Source organism: Vibrio sp. SBT000027 (genome assembly GCF_963894355.1).
GTDB classification, from domain to species: domain Bacteria; phylum Pseudomonadota; class Gammaproteobacteria; order Enterobacterales; family Vibrionaceae; genus Vibrio; species Vibrio splendidus.
In genome coordinates this window covers 2,274,391-2,293,936 of sequence record NZ_CAWQGD010000004.1, presented here as the reverse complement: position 1 = coordinate 2,293,936, position 19,546 = coordinate 2,274,391, and the positions used below count along the sequence as shown (strand labels likewise).

16 protein-coding genes are annotated in these 19,546 nt (G+C 45.3%); 11 read left to right on the top strand and 5 right to left on the bottom strand.

Annotated elements, in window-relative coordinates; genetic code table 11:
* Window positions 1–70: 70 nt before the first annotated feature.
* The 4 genes from lon (at window position 71) to AACU28_RS20110 (ending at window position 5,533) form a co-directional block, all read left to right on the top strand.
* Entirely contained in the window at window positions 71–2,422 is a 2,352-nt protein-coding gene (lon, locus tag AACU28_RS20125; RefSeq protein ID WP_017076773.1) for an endopeptidase La, read from the top strand.
* A gap of 170 nt (window positions 2,423–2,592) precedes the next feature.
* A complete protein-coding gene (locus tag AACU28_RS20120) occupies window positions 2,593–2,886 on the top strand; it encodes an HU family DNA-binding protein (protein ID WP_012604504.1) in 294 nt (97 codons plus the stop codon).
* Window positions 2,887–3,106: 220 nt separating this feature from the next.
* Entirely contained in the window at window positions 3,107–4,972 is a 1,866-nt protein-coding gene (gene ppiD, locus AACU28_RS20115) for a peptidylprolyl isomerase (RefSeq protein ID WP_076646035.1), read from the top strand.
* A 261-nt stretch (window positions 4,973–5,233) separates the two neighbouring features.
* Window positions 5,234–5,533, top strand: a complete 300-nt coding sequence (locus AACU28_RS20110) for a ComEA family DNA-binding protein (protein WP_004736087.1) — start codon at window positions 5,234–5,236, stop codon at window positions 5,531–5,533.
* Here the strand turns inward: AACU28_RS20110 and rrtA are convergent.
* Entirely contained in the window at window positions 5,524–6,072 is a 549-nt protein-coding gene (gene rrtA / locus AACU28_RS20105; protein WP_029406501.1) for a rhombosortase, read from the bottom strand. The two genes, AACU28_RS20110 and rrtA, sit on opposite strands and share 10 nt — an antisense overlap.
* Window positions 6,073–6,081: 9 nt before the next feature.
* Here rrtA and AACU28_RS20100 point away from each other — a divergent pair, with 9 nt between their 5' ends.
* The gene (locus AACU28_RS20100; protein WP_032546456.1) at window positions 6,082–6,681 is read left to right on the top strand and encodes a tRNA-uridine aminocarboxypropyltransferase; all 600 of its coding nucleotides are present in this window, start codon (window positions 6,082–6,084) and stop codon (window positions 6,679–6,681) included.
* 26 nt (window positions 6,682–6,707) lie between these two features.
* On the opposite strand, the gene AACU28_RS20095 is transcribed toward AACU28_RS20100, so the two are convergent.
* From AACU28_RS20095 to AACU28_RS20085, 3 genes are all read right to left on the bottom strand, one after another.
* Complete coding sequence (locus tag AACU28_RS20095) at window positions 6,708–8,051, bottom strand: anti-phage deoxyguanosine triphosphatase (RefSeq protein WP_121603495.1); 1,344 nt, start codon at window positions 8,049–8,051, stop codon at window positions 6,708–6,710.
* 54 nt (window positions 8,052–8,105) lie between these two features.
* Complete coding sequence (gene yfbR / locus AACU28_RS20090) at window positions 8,106–8,690, bottom strand: 5'-deoxynucleotidase (RefSeq protein ID WP_121603494.1); 585 nt, start codon at window positions 8,688–8,690, stop codon at window positions 8,106–8,108.
* A gap of 344 nt (window positions 8,691–9,034) precedes the next feature.
* Window positions 9,035–10,267 carry a pyridoxal phosphate-dependent aminotransferase gene (locus AACU28_RS20085; protein ID WP_017084554.1) on the bottom strand — a complete coding sequence of 411 codons (1,233 nt, stop codon included), beginning with the start codon at window positions 10,265–10,267 and terminating at the stop codon, window positions 9,035–9,037.
* A gap of 296 nt (window positions 10,268–10,563) precedes the next feature.
* On the opposite strand from AACU28_RS20085, the gene AACU28_RS20080 reads away from it, so the two are divergent.
* The 6 genes from AACU28_RS20080 to menE all read left to right on the top strand — a co-directional run bounded on the left by AACU28_RS20080 (window position 10,564) and on the right by menE (window position 17,946).
* A complete protein-coding gene (locus AACU28_RS20080; RefSeq protein ID WP_004736095.1) occupies window positions 10,564–11,871 on the top strand; it encodes an isochorismate synthase in 1,308 nt (435 codons plus the stop codon).
* Window positions 11,868–13,592, top strand: coding sequence for a 2-succinyl-5-enolpyruvyl-6-hydroxy-3-cyclohexene-1-carboxylic-acid synthase (gene menD, locus AACU28_RS20075; RefSeq protein WP_102487428.1), 1,725 nt, complete (start codon window positions 11,868–11,870; stop codon window positions 13,590–13,592). The genes AACU28_RS20080 and menD overlap by 4 nt, the downstream gene beginning before the upstream one ends.
* Window positions 13,593–13,601: 9 nt before the next feature.
* A complete protein-coding gene (menH, locus tag AACU28_RS20070; RefSeq protein ID WP_017080363.1) occupies window positions 13,602–14,402 on the top strand; it encodes a 2-succinyl-6-hydroxy-2,4-cyclohexadiene-1-carboxylate synthase in 801 nt (266 codons plus the stop codon).
* Window positions 14,403–14,504: 102 nt separating this feature from the next.
* On the top strand, window positions 14,505–15,371 hold the full coding sequence (gene menB, locus AACU28_RS20065) for a 1,4-dihydroxy-2-naphthoyl-CoA synthase (protein ID WP_029222208.1): 867 nt from the start codon (window positions 14,505–14,507) through the stop codon (window positions 15,369–15,371).
* 75 nt (window positions 15,372–15,446) lie between these two features.
* A complete protein-coding gene (menC, locus tag AACU28_RS20060; RefSeq protein ID WP_004736101.1) occupies window positions 15,447–16,454 on the top strand; it encodes an o-succinylbenzoate synthase in 1,008 nt (335 codons plus the stop codon).
* A gap of 52 nt (window positions 16,455–16,506) precedes the next feature.
* Window positions 16,507–17,946 carry an o-succinylbenzoate--CoA ligase gene (menE, locus tag AACU28_RS20055; RefSeq protein WP_121603493.1) on the top strand — a complete coding sequence of 480 codons (1,440 nt, stop codon included), beginning with the start codon at window positions 16,507–16,509 and terminating at the stop codon, window positions 17,944–17,946.
* A gap of 145 nt (window positions 17,947–18,091) precedes the next feature.
* Here the strand turns inward: menE and nagE are convergent, their stop codons facing one another.
* Window positions 18,092–19,537 (bottom strand): N-acetylglucosamine-specific PTS transporter subunit IIBC, encoded by a 1,446-nt coding sequence (gene nagE / locus AACU28_RS20050; protein WP_183091213.1) that lies wholly within the window; start codon window positions 19,535–19,537, stop codon window positions 18,092–18,094.
* Window positions 19,538–19,546 lie beyond the last annotated feature (9 nt).

The following is a 19,546-nucleotide window of genomic DNA, read 5'->3' as shown; positions in this document are numbered from 1 at the left end:
TTCTTCCATTGAATCCAGTCGTTTAAGCCCCATATACTGCTTTATAAGTTAAAGCGGAAGAGAGAAATATATGAACTTGGAACGTTCCGAGCGTATCGAAATCCCCGTGCTACCTCTACGTGATGTAGTGGTTTACCCACACATGGTTATTCCATTGTTTGTCGGTCGTGAAAAATCGATTACTTGCCTTGAATCGGCAATGGAAGCTAACAAACAAGTACTACTTGTAGCGCAGAAAGAAGCGGACACTGATGAGCCTTCAATCGACGACCTATTTAACGTAGGTACCGTCGCTACTATTCTTCAGTTGCTAAAGCTGCCTGATGGTACTGTGAAAGTACTTGTCGAAGGTCAGCAGCGTGCAAAAATTCACCAGTTCAAAGAGAGTGAGTTTTTCTTAGCGGATGCCGAATACGTTGTAACCTCAGAACTTGACGAAAAAGAACAAGAAGTGGTTGTTCGCAGCGCGATCAATCAATTCGAAGGCTTTATTAAGCTAAACAAGAAAATCCCACCAGAAGTTCTAACGTCTCTGAACGGTATTGATGAGGCTGCACGCCTAGCCGATACGATTGCAGCGCACATGCCACTTAAATTGGTTGATAAGCAGCACGTTCTAGAAATTGCAGATGTGACTGAACGTCTGGAATTCTTAATGGGCCAGATGGAGTCAGAAATTGACATCCTGCAAGTTGAAAAACGCATTCGTGGCCGCGTTAAGAAGCAGATGGAGAAATCTCAGCGCGAGTACTACCTGAATGAGCAAATGAAAGCGATTCAGAAAGAACTGGGCGAGATGGATGACGCACCTGATGAATTCGAGACTCTGAAGAAGAAGATCGAAGATTCAAAAATGCCTCAAGAAGCTCGTGAAAAAACCGAGCAAGAACTGCAAAAACTGAAAATGATGTCGCCAATGTCTGCTGAAGCAACAGTAGTACGTAGTTACATTGATTGGATGGTTGGTGTTCCTTGGGCTAAGCGTTCAAAAGTTAAAAAGAATTTAGCGAAAGCGGAAGAGGTCTTGAATGAAGACCACTACGGCTTAGAGCGTGTTAAAGAACGTATCCTTGAATACTTGGCAGTACAAAATCGAATTAACAAGCTAAAAGGTCCAATCCTTTGTCTTGTTGGTCCTCCTGGTGTCGGTAAAACCTCACTAGGCCGTTCGATTGCAGCGGCAACGGGCCGTAAGTACACTCGTATGGCTCTTGGTGGCGTACGTGACGAAGCGGAAATCCGCGGTCACCGTCGTACTTACATCGGTTCACTTCCGGGTAAACTGATCCAGAAGATGTCTAAAGTTGGTGTTAAGAACCCACTGTTCCTATTAGATGAAATCGATAAGATGTCTTCTGATATGCGTGGCGACCCGTCTTCAGCGCTTCTAGAAGTGTTAGATCCAGAGCAAAACGTTGCATTCAACGATCACTACCTAGAAGTAGATTACGATCTGTCAGACGTCATGTTTGTTGCAACGTCTAACTCAATGGACATTCCTGGCCCGTTACTGGACCGTATGGAAGTGATTCGTCTGTCGGGTTACACAGAAGATGAAAAGCTGAACATCGCTAAAAGTCACTTACTGGACAAACAAGTCCAACGTAACGGCCTTAAGCCTCACGAGATTAATATCGAAGATTCAGCTATCGTTGGCATTATTCGTTATTACACGCGTGAAGCGGGTGTGCGTAATCTAGAGCGTGAAATCTCGAAGATTTGTCGTAAAGCAGTTAAGAATATCTTGCTAGACAGCAGCCTTAAGTCTGTAACGGTTAACATTGATAACCTGAAAGAGTACTTAGGCGTTCAACGTCATGACTTTGGTAAAGCGGATGAGAGCAACCGTATCGGTCAAGTGACTGGTTTAGCGTGGACTCAAGTGGGTGGTGACCTACTGACTATCGAAACTGAATCAATGCCAGGTAAAGGTAAACTAACGCAAACCGGTTCTCTTGGCGATGTGATGAAAGAGTCGATTCAAGCAGCCATGACTGTGGTTCGTTCTCGTGCGGAAAATCTGGGTATTAACACAGATTTCTACGAGAAACGTGATATTCACGTTCACGTACCGGAAGGTGCAACACCAAAAGATGGCCCAAGTGCGGGTATCGCAATGTGTACTGCATTGGTATCCAGTCTAACGGGTAATCCTGTGAAAGCTGAGGTCGGTATGACAGGTGAAATTACCCTTCGTGGTGAAGTTTTACCTATCGGTGGCTTGAAAGAAAAACTGCTTGCAGCACACCGTGGTGGCATCAAAACTGTCTTGATTCCTAAAGACAATGAGCGTGATTTGGAAGAGATTCCAGACAATGTAATTGCTGACTTAAAGGTGATTCCGGTTCAATGGATTGATGAAGTACTTAAAGTCGCGCTAGAACGAGATCCGTCAGGGGTCGAGTTTGACGTGAAAAAATAGTGATGCATAGCAAAAATAAGTAAAGAATTACGCTGATAGACCCGAAAAGGCTTGTCAGCGTTTTTTTTGGACGCTAAGTTATTTGACTAAAGCGGCAGCCCTTTTGCAATAAGGCTTGCGGCTAAATTAAAACCAAAATGGAACGTACAGTCATCGAGAAGTAGTCACAGATGACACATAGGGGAAAAACAGTGAATAAAACACAACTAGTAGAATCAATCGCAGAAAACGCAGACATCTCTAAAGCTTCAGCTGGTCGCGCTCTAGACGCTTTCATCGAAGCAGTTGGCACAACGCTACAATCAGGTGACCAAGTTGCACTTGTTGGCTTTGGTACTTTCAGTGTTCGTACTCGTGCTGCTCGTACAGGTCGTAACCCAAAAACTGGTGAAGAGATCCAAATCGCAGAAGCTAAAGTACCTGGCTTCAAAGCAGGTAAAGCACTTAAAGACGCATGTAACTAATTTTCACTGCTGAAACCTCGCTTTTAGAGAGGGGAAGGCAGTAAAATGCGTTTACTGTTTGAAAAATGATGTTTCATTCTTAGACAGTATGTGTGCAAAGCACATTGAACTTATTTAAATTATGCGCATCCTACTGATGCGCATTTCTTTTTCTGATAATATCGCGTGAATAGATTTTTATTTTGAAGCCAATGCTTCATATCCGGAGAGCACTTAAATTATGATGGATCGATTACGCGAAGGCGTGAATAGCATCGCGGTAAAAATTATCCTTGGGTTGATTATCCTGTCATTCGTATTCGCAGGTGTAGGCAGCTACATCACCGGTGGCGGTAACAACGCAGCAGCTAAAGTTGGCAACACAGAAATTGCTCGTGGTGAGTTCGAACAAGCTTACCAAAACGAACGTAATCGTATGCAGTCTCAACTTGGCGATTACTTCGCTCAAATGCTTGCAGACCCTGCATACGTAGAGTCTTTCCGTAAATCAGTACTTGATCGCATGATCAACGATGTTCTACTTGAGCAGCAAGCTGAGTCACTAGGCCTACGAATCAGTGATTCTCAAATCCGTACAATGATTCTAGAAATGCCTCAGTTCCAAACTGCTGGTCAATTTGATCAAGAAGTTTACCAATCAGCCCTGCGTCGTGCAGGTTTCAGCGCAGAAAGCTTCGCTGAATACATGCGTCGTGACCTAATGCGTAACCAGCTTGTGACTGCGCTTCAAGGCAGTGAATTTGTTCTTCAAGGCGAAATCGATACGCAAAGCAAACTTATTGCTCAAACTCGTGACATTCGTACAGTGACCTTGTCTGTTGCTGATCTAGCGAAAGGCATCGAACTAACTGACGAGCAAATCGAACAGTACTATTCTGAGAACCCTCAAGCTTACACTCGTCCAGAGCAAGCTAAGGTGTCTTACATCGAGCTTTCAGCTGAAGCACTTAAGTCTCAGCTTGAAGTAAGTGATGAAGAAGCACAGAAATACTACCAAGAGCACCTAGACAAGTACTCGACTGAAGAGCAACGTAAAGTTAGCCACATCCTAGTTCAAGGTGATGACGAAGCGAAAGCTCAGTCAATCCTAGACGAGCTAAATGCAGGCGCTGATTTTGCTACGCTAGCGGAAGAGAAATCTGACGACTTCGGTAGTGCAGATGTTGGCGGTGACTTAGGTTGGATTGAACGCGATGTTATGGACCCAGCATTCGAAGACGCGGCTTTCGCTCTTGAGAATATTGGCGATACTACTGGCCTAGTTAAATCTGATTTTGGCTACCACATCATCAAGCTAGACGAAGTAAAAGAGTCTCAAGCTCAGCCTTATACAGAAGTAGCGGCTGAGATTAAGCAAGAACTACTAGATCAGCATGCTGTAGACCAGTTCTACGAACAGCAAACTGAACTAGAAAAAGTAGCGTTTGAATTCCCAGATTCTTTGGATGATTCTGCTGAAGCTATCAATGCGAAGATCACGACAACAGATTTCATCTCTCAAGTTGACGCTCCGGAAGTTCTGATGACGCCTGCAGTTATGCAAGCTATCTTGAGCCCTGAAGTGAAAGAAGACGGTCTGAACTCTGAAGTTATCGAAGTTGCACCTGAGCACGTGATTGTTGTTCGTGTAGAAGAGACTCGCGACGAGACAGTTCTTCCTCTAGCTGAAGTGAAAGATCAAGTTGTCGCTGCATTGTCTGCTGTACAAGCTGAGCAACAAGCAGTTGAGCTAGGTGTTTCTCTAGTGAACGAGCTTAAGCAAGGTAACGAAGCAGTACTTGCAGATAACAACCTTGAGTTCACTGAACTTGAAACGATTGACCGTAACTCGCCACTAGCGGCGTCTGTATTCGCTCTAGCGAAACCAGAAGCAGGTCAAGCTGTGTTTGGTCAATCTAAAGACCAAGACGGTAACATCGTTGTTGTTGAGCTTTCTAAAGTAACGGCTGAAATCAACCCAGCTTACAGCACTCAAATTGGTGCACAGTTGGAACGAGTTGGTAATCAGCAAGACCTTACTAATGTACTAAACGTACTGCGTAAAAATGCAGACGTTGAATACTACGTAGTGGGTCAAGGTCAGTAAGTTCAGGTTAGCTTGAGTTAGATTAGCTTGGTAGTTAAGCCTGTTTGGTGGCTGACTACCGAGAATCAACATGCGATGGTTGTTGTTTTGCAAATTAGGTTTATTCGATAAATAAGAATTGCGAGCCAACAAACAAGCTGATGAAAACAAGATGTATAACGAAGCGGGTCACTTAGGTGACCCGCTTTATTTTTGTCTGGTGATTGTGTTATCTAGTGCGGTAAATGCATAAGTTACGTTTTTTGTTCAAAGGAACGGTTTATGCGCACGATATATTCAACACTACTTCTTTCATTTCTGATGGCCCTGAGCTCCCCAGCGTTTTCTGATAGCCCAACTAAAGCTGAGCTTTACGATGGCATTGAGATTACGGTAAACATCAATACTGCGACGGCAGAAGAACTCTCAGCGCTATTAGTTGGTGTTGGGGACAAGAAAGCCCAAGAGATCGTCGATTACAGAGATCAAAACGGTGCGTTTACGACTGCTGATGATTTGGTGAGTGTGAAAGGGATAGGTGAAGCGACGGTTGAAAAGAACCGCGAAAGAATTCAACTTTGATCCGTTTTTCTACTTGTTAGAAATGAAGCGGTAGATATGAAGCCTCCGGCCAATGCACCTGCTAGGTGGGCTTCAATCGCGACACGAGCATTAATCAGTTCGCCAGTCGTGCTAGAAGGGCCAATAAGCTGCTCCCAAGCGATTTTAGCGATTAATCCCAACACTAACAGCCAACTTGATCTCCTACCGTTTAAAGCCTCACTGAGCGCGAATAAGCCAAACAACCCATGCAAAGTGCCAGATAGGCCAACATAGATCTGAATACTCGAAAACAACAGAGCGATCCCAGTCACTAAACTAATCACAAGCAGAGCAAGAACAAGCTGTTTTTTACTCGGTTGAAACAGATAGCTGATGATCCATAAGCCTGCTAGATTCATCAGAAGGTGCGAGTAGTTGGTATGTGAAAAGTTTCCTGTTAGGATCCGCCACCATTGCCCCTCGGCAATCGCATTGCTATCCCATACGACCCAAGCTTGTATTGGCTCAAATTGGAATAAGACGCATAAAAGTGAAGTGAAAATTAAAACAGGGTACACATTAAATCCATGTCTCGTTATTGCCCCCAATGCAGCAAGGCTTTGAAAGCTTGTATTTGTCAGTGGATTACACCACTCGAATCGAATGTTGAGCTTATCATTCTTCAGCACCCATCAGAAGAGCATCGCCCGATGGGAACTGCGCGTATCCTCTCGTTATCTCTAAATAACAGCGTGACGCTTGTCGGTGAAGACTTTTCAGACAACGAACAATTGAACGCATTGCTGGCCGATGAACATTACCAACATGTGATTTTATACCCAAGCGAAAACTCTGTTTCAGTTGAATCTGCGACATGCCCAAGCAAGAAGCTGCGTGTGATTTTATTGGATGGGACGTGGAAGAAGGCGTTCAAGATGTGGCAGGTGTCGAGTAACTTGCATGCGCTGAGCACGGTTCATTTACCGAAAGAGCTCAAGGGTAATTATCGAATCCGTAAAGCGCCCAGTGAAAACAGCCTTTCTACCGTCGAAGCTGGCTATCATTTGCTTAGCTTGCTAGAGAGTGATGGTGACTTTAGCCCTTTGCTAACGGCATTTGACCAAATGATTCAGTTTCAAATCAATCAAATGCCGCCGGGTGTGTTTGAGAAAAACTACTTAGATTAAGCCGATTCACTGGTACGAGTCAGGAATTAAAACTCGGTATGAGCTGAGAACAATTGCTGATGCATTTTCTGCGCAAGGTCATCGGTCATTGATGAGATGTAATCCGCAATCACGCGCATCTTTCTTGATTCATTTTGATGTTGTAGCCATTGCTTCTTGATAGGCAGTGGCAGCAAGCGTTCAGGATCTGCGCTGAATGCTTCAAACATATCCATGATGATCTGTTGGCCTTTGTATTCGATGACTTGAACCTGAGGCACTTGAATCACGAACTCGCTGACAAAGTGCTTCAGTTTATCGAGTGTGCCATCCATGCTCGGTTCAAGCACGGCATTGTAAGCCAACAGCACATTCTCAAAGCTAGCATCCACTCGTTCAATCGAAATACTGGTCAACAGAGCGTTAACTATCCCACCAATCGCATCTTTTCTACGATATTGCTCTCCCGAAAAAAGCATCTCTGTAATCGAATCTAAATGCTCACAGATCCAAGGATCGGCCATCTCTTTCAGTTGAGGATAAGCTGAATCTACCCATTGTGTTTTGGTCACAGAGCCAAGCACAATGGCATCTTCTAAATCGTGGACGCCATAGGCGATGTCATCAGCCAACTCCATGATTGAACAATCAAGTGACTTATATTTGGTCTTATTGTGCTCAAGTGGCTCGGTATGCGTTTTTCTTTTCTGTTTTAGAAGCTGTTGGTCGCTGCTTGAAAGCGGCTCCAGTACCCAGTTAAAAAGTTCTTCATCATGATCGTAGATGCCTTTTGCTGGCATCCAATCTTTGGCTCGGAGTTGTCGTTGGTGCTTAACAGGCTCAGACTGTAATTTAGCTTGAACTTCGCTAAGAAGTGAAGGGTATTTAATCAGCCCCAACAGAGTGCGTCGAGATAGATTCATCCCGTGATGTTCGGTGTAGGGTTCTAACTGAGTCACTATTCGGAACGTTTGGGCATTGCCTTCAAAGCCACCATGGTCGCGCATCATATAGTTGAGTGCGACCTCACCACCATGCCCATAAGGCGGGTGGCCGATGTCGTGAGCTAAACACAGTGAATCAATCAAGCTATCTGAGGGGAGAAGATCTCGAAACTCGGGCTGCTTTTTCTTGAGTTGAGCGACAATGCCAGTACCAAGTTGTGCGGCTTCTAGCGAATGGGTAAGGCGAGTTCGGTGGAAATCGTTTACCGTGGTGCCATGAACTTGAGTTTTTGCTTGGAGGCGACGAAAAGCCGCAGAGTGAAGCACACGCGCACGATCGCGTTGATACGGGCTACGATGGTCATCACGCCTTATTTTATGTTCATCGTCATTTCGATGTTGCCATTCTTGTTCGAGTTCAAATGGTGGTTCGAGTGGAGAAGTCAAAATAGCACCTATCAATCTGATTTATTTAGCTAATTACACTCAAGTTATACCCAGCTAGCTTATCTCGTCTAGTGATAATTCAAAGCTTGGCGCAAATGTGGTGAGAAAGTAGTCCATTTCTGGGCTTTTACGCTGTTCGAGTGTTTCTTCCAGTCGGCGTTTCGCTTGCTCGTATTCGTGGTTTCCCGCGCTGAGTTCTTCCAAGCATTTGAGGTAAGCACAGATAGTGTCGGCTTGCTTGACGATGTTTTGTTCTTCTTTGTTTGCTGTTCCGGATATTAAGAAGGGCGCGAAATCGTCTTGGAATTCTTCCGGTAGCATTGAAAGCAGTCTTTGTTCTGCTGCCGCTTCTATCTTCTTGTACTCTTGGGCGATGTCTGGGTTGTAGTATTTAACCGGAGTTGGTAAATCCCCAGTCAGTACCTCGCTGGTATCGTGGTACATGCCAAGCAGAGCAATGTGCTCGGGGTTGAGCTGACCATCAAACTTCTTATTTTTAATTAATGCCAAGGCGTGTGCGACGAAAGCCACCTGTAGGCTATGTTCTGAAATATTCTCGCTTGAGATTGAACGCATCAAAGGCCAGCGTTGGATAAGCTTCATACGTGCGAGATGGGCGAAGAAATGGCTCTGTTTCATAAATGTCCTTATAGTACCAATCGTAGTAAATAACTGGTCATCCTAGCTTGTTAAAAAACTCGATAACTTTGTTAGAATTTTTGATTGTAGAATAACTACTTATCGAAGCTGCTTGTCGAAAATAGCTGCCTTGTTCTCAAGCTTTTTTCCTGCGCTATTTCTGATCACTTACTTACTGTGATTGGTATAAATAATTCTCCACTCGTATCTTGTGTTTGCACAGGCATACGAGACAGCGGATACAAAAAAGGCTCCCAAACAGGAGCCCTTTAAGCATAGAAGTGATTGATTACAAGTTAAAGTCTTTTAAAACAGCAAATTGTAGTCATCTTTCTTTGTGTTAATTAACCTTCGATGAGGTCGTCTTGGTTGTAGGTCTGTAAGAAGCGCTCTAGACGACCAATCGCGATTTCTAGGTCTTCGATATGTGGCAGAGTCACGATGCGGAAGTGATCCGGTTTTGGCCAGTTGAAGCCAGTACCTTGAACCAATAGCACCTTCTCTTGCTTAAGGAAATCGAGCACGAATTTCTGATCGTCTTTGATGTTGTACATGTTGGTGTCGATCTTAGGGAACAGGTACATCGCGCCTTTTGGTTTTACACAAGAAACGCCAGGGATCTTGTTGATCAGTTCCCATGCACGGTCACGTTGCTCAAGCAGTCGACCACCAGGAAGAATCAGTTCGTTGATACTCTGATAACCACCCAGTGCCGTTTGGATAGCGTGCTGCATGGGTACGTTGGCACACAAACGCATCGAGGCGAGCATTTCTAGCCCTTCAACGTAGCCTTTCGCTATGTGCTTCGGACCCGTTAAGAACATCCAGCCACCACGGAAACCACACACGCGGTAAGCCTTAGATAGACCATTGAATGTGACCATTAGTACGTCTTCAGCAAGCGTTGCGACTGAAGTATGTACGGCACCGTCGTAAAGCACTTTGTCGTAGATTTCATCAGCGAAGATGATCAAACCGTGCTCACGAGCAATCTCAACAACTTGTAATAGGAAATCACGGCTGTATACCGCGCCCGTTGGGTTGTTCGGGTTGATAAGAACGATGCCGCGAGTCTTTGGTGAGATCTTCGCACGCATGTCGTCTAGATCTGGATACCAATCAGCATCTTCATCACACATGTAGTGAACCGGTGTACCACCAGAAAGCGCAACAGACGCTGTCCATAGTGGGTAGTCCGGAGCGGGAACTAAGATTTCATCACCATTATCCAGTAGCGCCTGCATAGACATAACGATAAGCTCTGATGCGCCGTTACCAATGTAAACGTCTTCTACATCAAGGTTACGTAGGCCTTTTTTCTGGTAGTGCTGAACAACCGCTTTGCGGGCTGAATAGATGCCTTTTGAGTCACAGTAACCTTGAGATGTCGGTAGGTTACGAATTACATCAACAAGGATTTCATCAGGGGCGTCAAAACCAAATGGGGCGGGGTTACCAATATTAAGCTTCAGTATTTTATGCCCTTCTTCTTCCATGCGCTTAGCATGTTTGAGTACAGGCCCCCTGATTTCGTAGCATACGCTGTTGAGTTTTGACGACATCCCGATATTTTGCATTGCCGATTTCCTGAAATTAATTTAAATACTTTATTAAAGTACCGCAAAATGGGGTTTGATAGAATAAAAATCTGATGAATGTCGCATTTCAGTGTCACGTTTGGTCTTTTTGTTGTCACTCTTTTCTAAATTTTAATTAATCGCTTTCTTTGTTGTTGTCTAAGATGAATAAAGAGGCTGGATCGCTTAAAATCACAGGAATGTTCAAAAGATATAGTAGATTCTTGATCTAAGTGGGTGCTGCCCATAAAGTATCAAACTAATATAATAATAATTTAGATGTGAACGAGGTCGATTTGTCACATTTCCAGCAAACTATCTCCGCTTTGATTGAGCGAGTACAAAATGCCCAAGCAAGTGAAGTTCGTTGTGTTGAAGTTCTAACGCAAAAACCATCGTTTGCATTTATAGAATGGCTTCATGCTCAACCGCTCTTTCCAAAGTTCTACTGGCAGTCACGCGACACTCGTGAAGAAGTGGTCGCGCTCGGTCAACTGCACACTTTTTCTGATCCTGCTCCCGCGTACGCAATTCTTGGTGAAGACCAACGAATTTGGGGTGGACGTTCATTTGATGGGCATACCGCAAAGAACCGTCGTTGCATGGAATCGTTTTTCTTCCTTCCTCAGGTTGAATTAATCCGCTTTGACGACACTTGGTCGCTAGCGGTTAACTTGTCTCCTGATCGCGTTGCCTCCATTAATGCTTTGAATAAGCTTTCTGTAGAAGCGGCGATATTGGCACCTTTGTCGGCTCACATTGAACAGATTAACCACGTTCCAGAACGAGAACAGTGGGGTAATTTGGTCGATAAAGTGCTTCAGGGCATTAGTGACGAAGAGTACAAGAAAGTGGTTTTAGCGCGTAAAACCACACTGCAGCTCGATGCGCCAATCTGCGCGGCTCAATTACTCAAGGCCAGCTACCTGCAAAACCATCACAGCTTTCACTTTATGTTGGTATTGGATTCTAAACACAGCTTTATTGGCTCAACGCCAGAGCGTTTGTACAGCCGATATGGGACAGAGCTTGATACTGAAGCTCTAGCGGGAACCATTGGTCGCGGAGAAAACGCGACAGAAGATATGGAGTTAGCGAACTGGCTTTCTCAAGACAGTAAAAACCTCAATGAGAACCAGTATGTGGTAGATGACATCATTGAGCGCCTCACTCCTCATTCTCAAACGGTCCATGTTGAAAAGGATACGCGTCTTGTGCGCTTGCGTAAGGTGCAGCATCTTAAGCGTAATATCCACGCTCAGCTTAATAATGGCGTTAACGGTGTACAGTTGCTTGCTGCATTGCAGCCGACTGCTGCGGTGGCGGGTTTACCGCGTAAAGAGGCGATGGATTTCATTCTTGAACACGAACCGTTTGCGCGAGGCTGGTATGCAGGTTCTGTTGGCTATATCAGTCATCAGAGAGCGGAGTTTTGTGTCGCGATTCGAAGTGCGCTAGTTGTAAACGATCAAGTACAGCTGTTTGCTGGTGCGGGGATCGTGCCGGGATCGGTTGCTGAGCATGAATGGCAAGAATTGAACAAGAAGATGTCGACTTTACTCAGCTTGATTTCGGATCACCCGCCGTTGGGTGTGGCGTCATGAATCATGACCAAGCCGTATTAAATAGAGTTTGGAGTCACACATTACTTGAAGAGCTAGCACGCAACGGTGTTGAACATGTTTGTGTCGCACCGGGCTCTCGCTCAACACCATTAACTCTCGAAGCGGAAGCTAATCCCAAGTTAACCTTACACACGCACTTTGATGAGCGTGGTCTTGGATTCTTAGCTTTAGGTTTAGCTAAAGCCAGTGCTAAGCCAGTTGCCGTGATTGTTACCTCTGGTACTGCTGTCGCTAACCTTCTTCCTGCGACGGCTGAATCTGGGCTGACACGAGAGAAGCTGATCTTGCTGACCTCTGATAGACCCATCGACTTGGTCAACTGTGGTGCCAATCAAGCGATTCAGCAACAGGGTATCTTTTCTTCCCATGTTGAAAGTGCTTTAAACTTACCAAGCCCTAGTACACAAGTTTCTCTGAATTGGTTACTGACATCGGTTGATCACGCCCTAGTGAAACAACGCAATGTTGGTGGTGCGATTCATATCAACTGTCCGTTCTCAGAACCTCTATATTCTGGGAATAGCGCGGAAATGTATGCGGAATACACATCCAGTGTCGCTGGGTGGAAATCGGGAGCAGGTTGTTACAGCCAAACGTTTTTACCTTATCAAGTAAACACACAACTTATTGCTCTAGGTGAGTATCTTGGACGTAAGGGTGTGGTTATTCTCGGTTCGCTAGATATTGAACAAGCGACAAAAGCTCAGCAGTTTGCCACTGCATTAGGTTGGCCAGTTTTTTGTGACCCTCAATCAGGTGTCACAAGTGATTGGAAACATTATGATCTGTGGATGCAGAGTGATGTAGCGAAAGAACAACTTAACCAATGTGATTTTATCCTTCAGTTCGGTGAACGCATTGTTTCTAAGCGCCTTAATCATTGGATAAAGTCGCAAGCATCATCATTCTGCTCATCACAATATATTGTTGTGTCACCAGATACGCACCGAATCAACCAAGATCATTTGCCTCAAACCCATATCGTTGCTGATATCGAGTCATGGGTGTCAGAGCAGCATTTACCCACCTTGTTAGGCCAGCATGCAGGTTGGGCGGCTCCTTTGGTCGAAATCGCGAATACTGTTCAGCAACTCGCCCTCGCGCAAATATCCAACAATGACCAATTGACGGAACTCAGTGTTGCCGTTGACTTGTCGTCTAGACTTAAAGGCAGAGAGCTATTTGTGGGAAATAGCTTGATGGTAAGGCTGGTGGATATGCTGTCATCAATATCTGCGAATCAAGTTTACAGTAACCGTGGTGCATCGGGCATTGATGGCTTGGTTGCGACGGCTGCGGGCGTGGTGAAAGCCAACCAGAATCCTTTGTTGATGTTGATTGGTGATACCTCTTTGTTGTACGACCTCAATTCACTGGCTCTGCTGACTCATAATTTAACGCCGATGGTTATTGTTGTGACCAACAATGACGGTGGTGCGATCTTTGACTTGTTGCCGGTACCAGAGCAGCAAAAACAGTCACTCTATCAAATGCCTCATGGTTTCAGTTTTGAACACGCTGCTGCGCAGTTCCAACTTGGTTACGCGGCGCCAGAAACTTTGAATTGCTATCAAAACATTATCGAACAACATTTCGAACAGGGTCAGGGTACCTTGCTCGTTGAAGTTAAGACGCCTCCCGAACAAGCGTCTACTTTACTGAAACAATTCAGTTCAATGCTCACCGAGGCATTAGCCTAAGGACTTTACATGCTTTACTCCAATTATTACCCAGCTGTACAAGAACCTTCCGACAAACCTTTGCTTGTTTTTTTACATGGTTTACTCGGAAGCGGGGATGATTGGAGTGCATGTCATCCATTTCTCGAGAATTTTCCTCTCCTTTGCATCGATTTACCCGGACACGGACAAAGTCGCTTTATCGATCCGGTAGGGTTTGATCATTGCTGCAAGAAAATTGTCCAGTGCATCTCAGCTCAATTGGCGCTAAACGATCTTCCTGCTGATTATCCTATCGTGGTGATTGGCTACTCTATGGGGGGAAGGCTCGCCATGTATGGAGTGACAAGCCCTTGCTTTGAGACGCTCAACCTAGAGAAAGTCATCATTGAAGGTGGCAACTTTGGCTTGGAATGTGATGAAGAAAGAGCACAGAGGTTAGTACATGATACGCAGTGGGCTGTTCGCTTTGCGCAGCAGTCGATTGAAGATGTTTTAGACGATTGGTATCAACAAAGCGTCTTTTCTTCACTAAATCATGAGCAAAGACAAACTTTGGTCATAAAGCGTAGTGGTAACCTTGGAGTATCCGTAGCAAATATGTTGTTATCTACTTCGTTAGCTAAGCAACCGGATTTACGTGCCACATTGAAATCTCATGAGCATTTATTGCATTATGTGTGTGGAGAAAAAGATCGTAAATTCATGGAGCTAGCTGAGAATAGTGGCTTTGAATATAGTCAGGTCGACTACGCTGGTCATAATGTTCATTTTGAGCAACCAGAGTTGTTTTCAAACTTGATAATCCAATGTATCGCCAGTCGTCGCTAATCTGACTGAGCGGATCTCTAGTCTCAAGCACTATCAAAAGCAGAGCAACACCGTCACGACTACTTGTTAGTCGTGGTCTCTAATAGAACAATGGGAATCACCATGGCTAAAACAGTAGGCATCACAGAAGAAGAACTTTACGCGGCAGTTAACTGGAGCGATGAAAGCAGTCAATTTGAAGATATTCAGTACCACAAGTCTGACGACGGTATTGCGAAAATCACGATTGCACGTCCTCAAGTCCACAATGCGTTCCGTCCACAAACCGTAAAAGAGATGATCAATGCACTGGCTGATGCTCGTTATGACGAGAAGGTTGGCGTAATCATTTTGACGGGTCTTGGTGAGAAGGCGTTCTGTTCTGGTGGTGACCAAAGTATTCGTGGTGACTACGGCGGCTACCAAGATGATTCAGGTACACACCACTTGAACGTACTTGATTTCCAACGTCAAATTCGTACTTGTCCAAAACCAGTAATCGCAGCGGTATCGGGTTGGGCAGTCGGTGGCGGTCATGTACTTCATATGATGGCAGACCTTACTATCGCAGCTGAAAACGCTCAGTTCGGTCAGACGGGTCCTAAAGTCGGTTCATTCGATGGCGGTTGGGGTGCTTCTTACATGGCTCGTATCGTTGGTCAGAAGAAAGCACGTGAAATCTGGTTCTTGTGTCGTTTCTACGATGCTCAAGAAGCATTGGACATGGGCCTGGTAAACACCGTGGTGCCTGTTGCCGACCTAGAAAAAGAGACCGTTCGTTGGTGTCGTGAAGTGCTTCAACATAGCCCAATGGCGCTGCGTTGCTTGAAAGCTGCACTAAACGCAGACTGTGATGGTCAAGCCGGTCTACAAGAGTTGGCGGGTAACGCAACCATGATGTTCTACATGACAGAAGAAGGCCAAGAAGGCCGAAATGCATTTAACGAGAAGCGTCGACCTGATTTCGACAAATTTCCGCGTAACCCATAGTCTTTCTCTTCTTTAAAATGAGTCGCTAATAGCGGCTCGTTTTGTTTTGATGTTCCCCGTTTTTTAGGAAACTTTATGAACTCAGTGAATTCTCAGCGTCACGCTAAACTCTACCGTTATCAATTGCCTATGGATAGTGGCGTGATTCTTCGTGACAATAAGTTGAACGAACGCGTTGGCTATATCATCCAACTAGAGTGTGATGGTAAAACTGGCTTTGGCGAAGTCGCACCTTTGCCAGGTTTTAGCCAAGAAGATGCCGAACAAGCTGGCATTCAGCTTCAACACGAATTAGAGCTTTGGAGCCACAATAACCCTCAAACGCCTTTTGATGAGCTATATCCTTCTGTTGCCTTCGGCTTTTCAATGGCGATGATGGAATTACGAGGCGAACTCAACGCTGAAGGTAACTACCAAGCTGCGCCGTTGTGTACAGGCGACCCAGATGAATTGATCCCTGTGCTGAATGAGATGAAAGGCGAGAAGGTCGCGAAAGTGAAAGTCGGTCTCTACGAAGCGATTCGTGATGGCATGCTTGTCAGCTTATTCCTTGAGTCGATCCCTGATTTAACCTTAAGACTTGATGCTAACCGTGCATGGAAGCCGGAAAAGGCTAAGCAGTTTATCAAGTACATTGCGCCGTCACTGCGTCAACGTATTAGCTTTATTGAAGAGCCTTGCCAAAAACCAGAAGACAGCTTGGCATTTGCCATTGACCATGGCGTAGCGATTGCATGGGATGAAACATTGCAAGAAGCGGTGCGAAGCCCAGAGTTTGATCTTAGCGACCTTACTGGTGTTAAAGCTGTCGTGATCAAGCCAACTCTTATTGGTTCTGTCGAGCGTTGTGTGGCAATCATTGAGCGAGCACAGCAACTTGGCATTAAGCCTGTATTAAGCTCAAGCATAGAGTCGAGCCTTGGCTTAACTCAGATTGCTCGATTAGCACAACAATACTTGCCTAATGAAGTTCCAGGACTTGATACAATTGGCTTGTATCAGCAACAGCTAGAGGTTTCTTGGCCGGGTTGTCAGCTTCCGGTTTCTACTCTTGAACAGCAACAATTGATTTGGTCTTCTTAAGCTGATCGTTCGATTGGCTTAGACCGTTTTCAATCTATAATTTGGTTATCTTATGATGCGCCCACAATCTAATCATCACCCGCTTTGGGTACAGTGGGCGCAGCAAAACCCACATCAAACAGCGTTAGTGACTACTACTCACCACACTTATACTTGGCAGCAAGTGTCTGTGCTAGTGAGTGAGTACCAACAACAGCTATCTCATCAAGGCCTATCTGAAGGTGATGTACTGACGGTTGTTGGTAAGAATCAAGCTGAAGTGACCCCTGTTTACCTTGCCGCACTCAATTTGGGTGTGGTTTGTGCGTTTACGATGCCTCAGCCTAGCTTACGCCTGAAGCAAAAGCTCGATTCCTTATATCAAGCAGGTCAACAAAGCTACCTTTGGCTTTTGGACAGTAGCGGGATAGAGCAATCAGAGACTGTCGATTTAAATACTCAGTTGGTGACCTTGTCTTGCTTAAATGAAGTGAAGGTCGATGGTGATGATAATCGGATAACGACATCTCAAGACTCCAACTTCAATCCGAAAAATCTAGCGAGCATCGTATTCACTTCTGGCTCTACCGGAAATCCCAAAGCAGTGGTTCACACGCTTGAGCAACATTTATGCTCGGCGGTCGGGTTGCTTGAGGTGTTTCGTTATCAACAAGGTGACACTTGGTTACTGAGTTTACCTATGTACCATGTGTCGGGGCTGGCGATAGTTCATCGTTGGTTAGCGGCTGGTGGCTGCATCAAGATAGGCACAGGTCAGCTTGAGACTGATATAGAAGAGTGCAGTCACGCTTCATTAGTCGCTACTCAGCTACATCGATTACTAAAGAGTAAGCAAGCACTTACTTTAACGCATGTACTTTTGGGTGGTAGCCATATACCTGAGGCTCTTGGGCTTGAAGCTCAACAAATGGGTGTCGAAACATGGCTTGGCTACGGCATGACAGAAGCGGCTTCAACAGTGACTGCGAAGCCCGTTGATTCTAGTAATACTGCAGGTTGTGTCCTTAACCATCGCCAGCTGAAAATTGAAGAACAACGTATCTTTATTGGCGGCGATACGCTCGCTTCCGGTTATTACCACCAAGGTAAATTAACGCCATTAGTTGATAAGAACGGCTGGTTCGATAGCAAAGATCTTGGTGAGTGGGTTGGTGAACAAGTGTCGATTATTGGTCGCGCCGACAATCAGTTTATTTCTGGTGGTGAGAACATTCATTGCGAAGAGATTGAGCGAGCACTCAACCAATTGTCTGAGGTTAATCAGGCGTTTATTGTTCCTATTGAAGACGATGAGTTCGGATTCCGACCTGTCGCTATTGTGGATTGTGCTGATTTGCCAACCAAAGAGTGGTTTGCTGAGCAATTGAATGGCCGTCTTGAACGGTTCAAATTTCCTGTTGAGTATTATCGAATGCCTGAGCAAGAACAGCAGGGTATTAAGGTCTCACGCGCTGGATTAGCGCAGTGGCTACAGCAGATACGTTCTAAATAGAACTGAGAACAATAAAATGAAGCGCAATACACGGTGACTAGTCGTAATTGCGCTTCAGGGGGTTGTGACGGTGGTGAAGCCGTCACAAATTCTTAATATTTTATCTGGTCATTAAGGGTTTTATCTTTCCAGTTGGTTGTTTAACTTAAGCGAGTGCCTTCTTCATTTGTTCAGCAACCTTATCTACCTTACCTAAACCGATAATGACTTGTAGGCCACCTTTCCCAATGGGAACGACGCCTGCAGCACCTAGTTTTTTCAGTTTGCCACTGTCTGCTGCTGACGAGTCTTTTACTGTTAAGCGTAGGCGAGTAATACAGTTGTCTACTTCTAGAATGTTGTCTGCACCACCAATAGCTTCGATGTAGTTGTTGGTTAGGCTAACTAACGCTTCTGGAGATTCTGTCTCGCCTTCTGCTTCCATCTCTTCACCACGACCTGGAGTGCGCAGGTTGAACTTGATGATAGCGAAGCGGAAAATACCGTAGTAAAGCGCGAAGAACACCACACCTTGAACTAATAACATGTACCAGTTAGTTGCTAGTGGGTTTTGACTTGATAGCACTAAGTCAACAAAGCCTGCAGAGAAGCCGAAGCCTGCCATCCATTCCATGCTTGCTGCAATGTAAAGCGATAAACCTGTTAACACGGCGTGCAGTAGGAACAATACAGGAGCTAGGAACATGAAGCTGAATTCTAGCGGTTCTGTAATGCCGGTGAAGAATGAAGCCATCGCTGCGGCAAGCATGATTGCGAATACTTGGTTCTTGTTTTTCGCGTCAGCGCAGTGATACATCGCCAATGCTGCTGCTGGAAGACCAAACATCATGATCGGGAAGAAGCCCGCTTGGTACATGCCTGTTTTACCCGGAATACCCGTACCGTTAGCGATAGATTGTGCTCCGCCTAGGAAGTTTGGAATGTCGTTAATACCCACAACGTCGAACCAGAACACAGGATAAAGGGCGTGGTGCATACCAACTGATAGGAACAAACGGTTGAAGAAACCAAACAGACCGGCACCCACTGCGCCCATGCTTTCTAGTTTAATACCCAGAATGATCAGAGCGTCGTAAACAGCTGGCCAGATGTAAAGTAGAGCAAAAGAGAGAGCCATACCTGCGATTGAGGTCAGGATAGGAACCAAACGCTTACCGCTGAAGAACGCTAAAGCTTGTGGAAGTTCAACGGTTGAGTAGCGGTTGTAGATCTCAGCAGAGATGATACCCACAATGATACCTACGAATTGGTTGCTGATTTTGCCAAATGCCGCTGGCACTTCACTGAGTTCAACATCCATTAACTGAGCCACAGAGCCCGGAGCAAGTAGAGTGGTGACGACAAGGAACATAACAAAACCAGACAGTGCCGCAGAACCATTCTTATCACGGCTCAAACCAAATGCGACACCCACCGCGAACAGAACCGCCATGTTGTCGATGATTGCCCCACCAGATTTGATCAAGAATGCGGCTAAGATACTTTCAGAACCCCAACCAACAGGATCCAACCAATAGCCGATCCCCATAAGGATTGCTGCAGCTGGCAGTGTGGCTACGGGAACCATCAATGCCTTACCTACTTTTTGCATATACCCGAG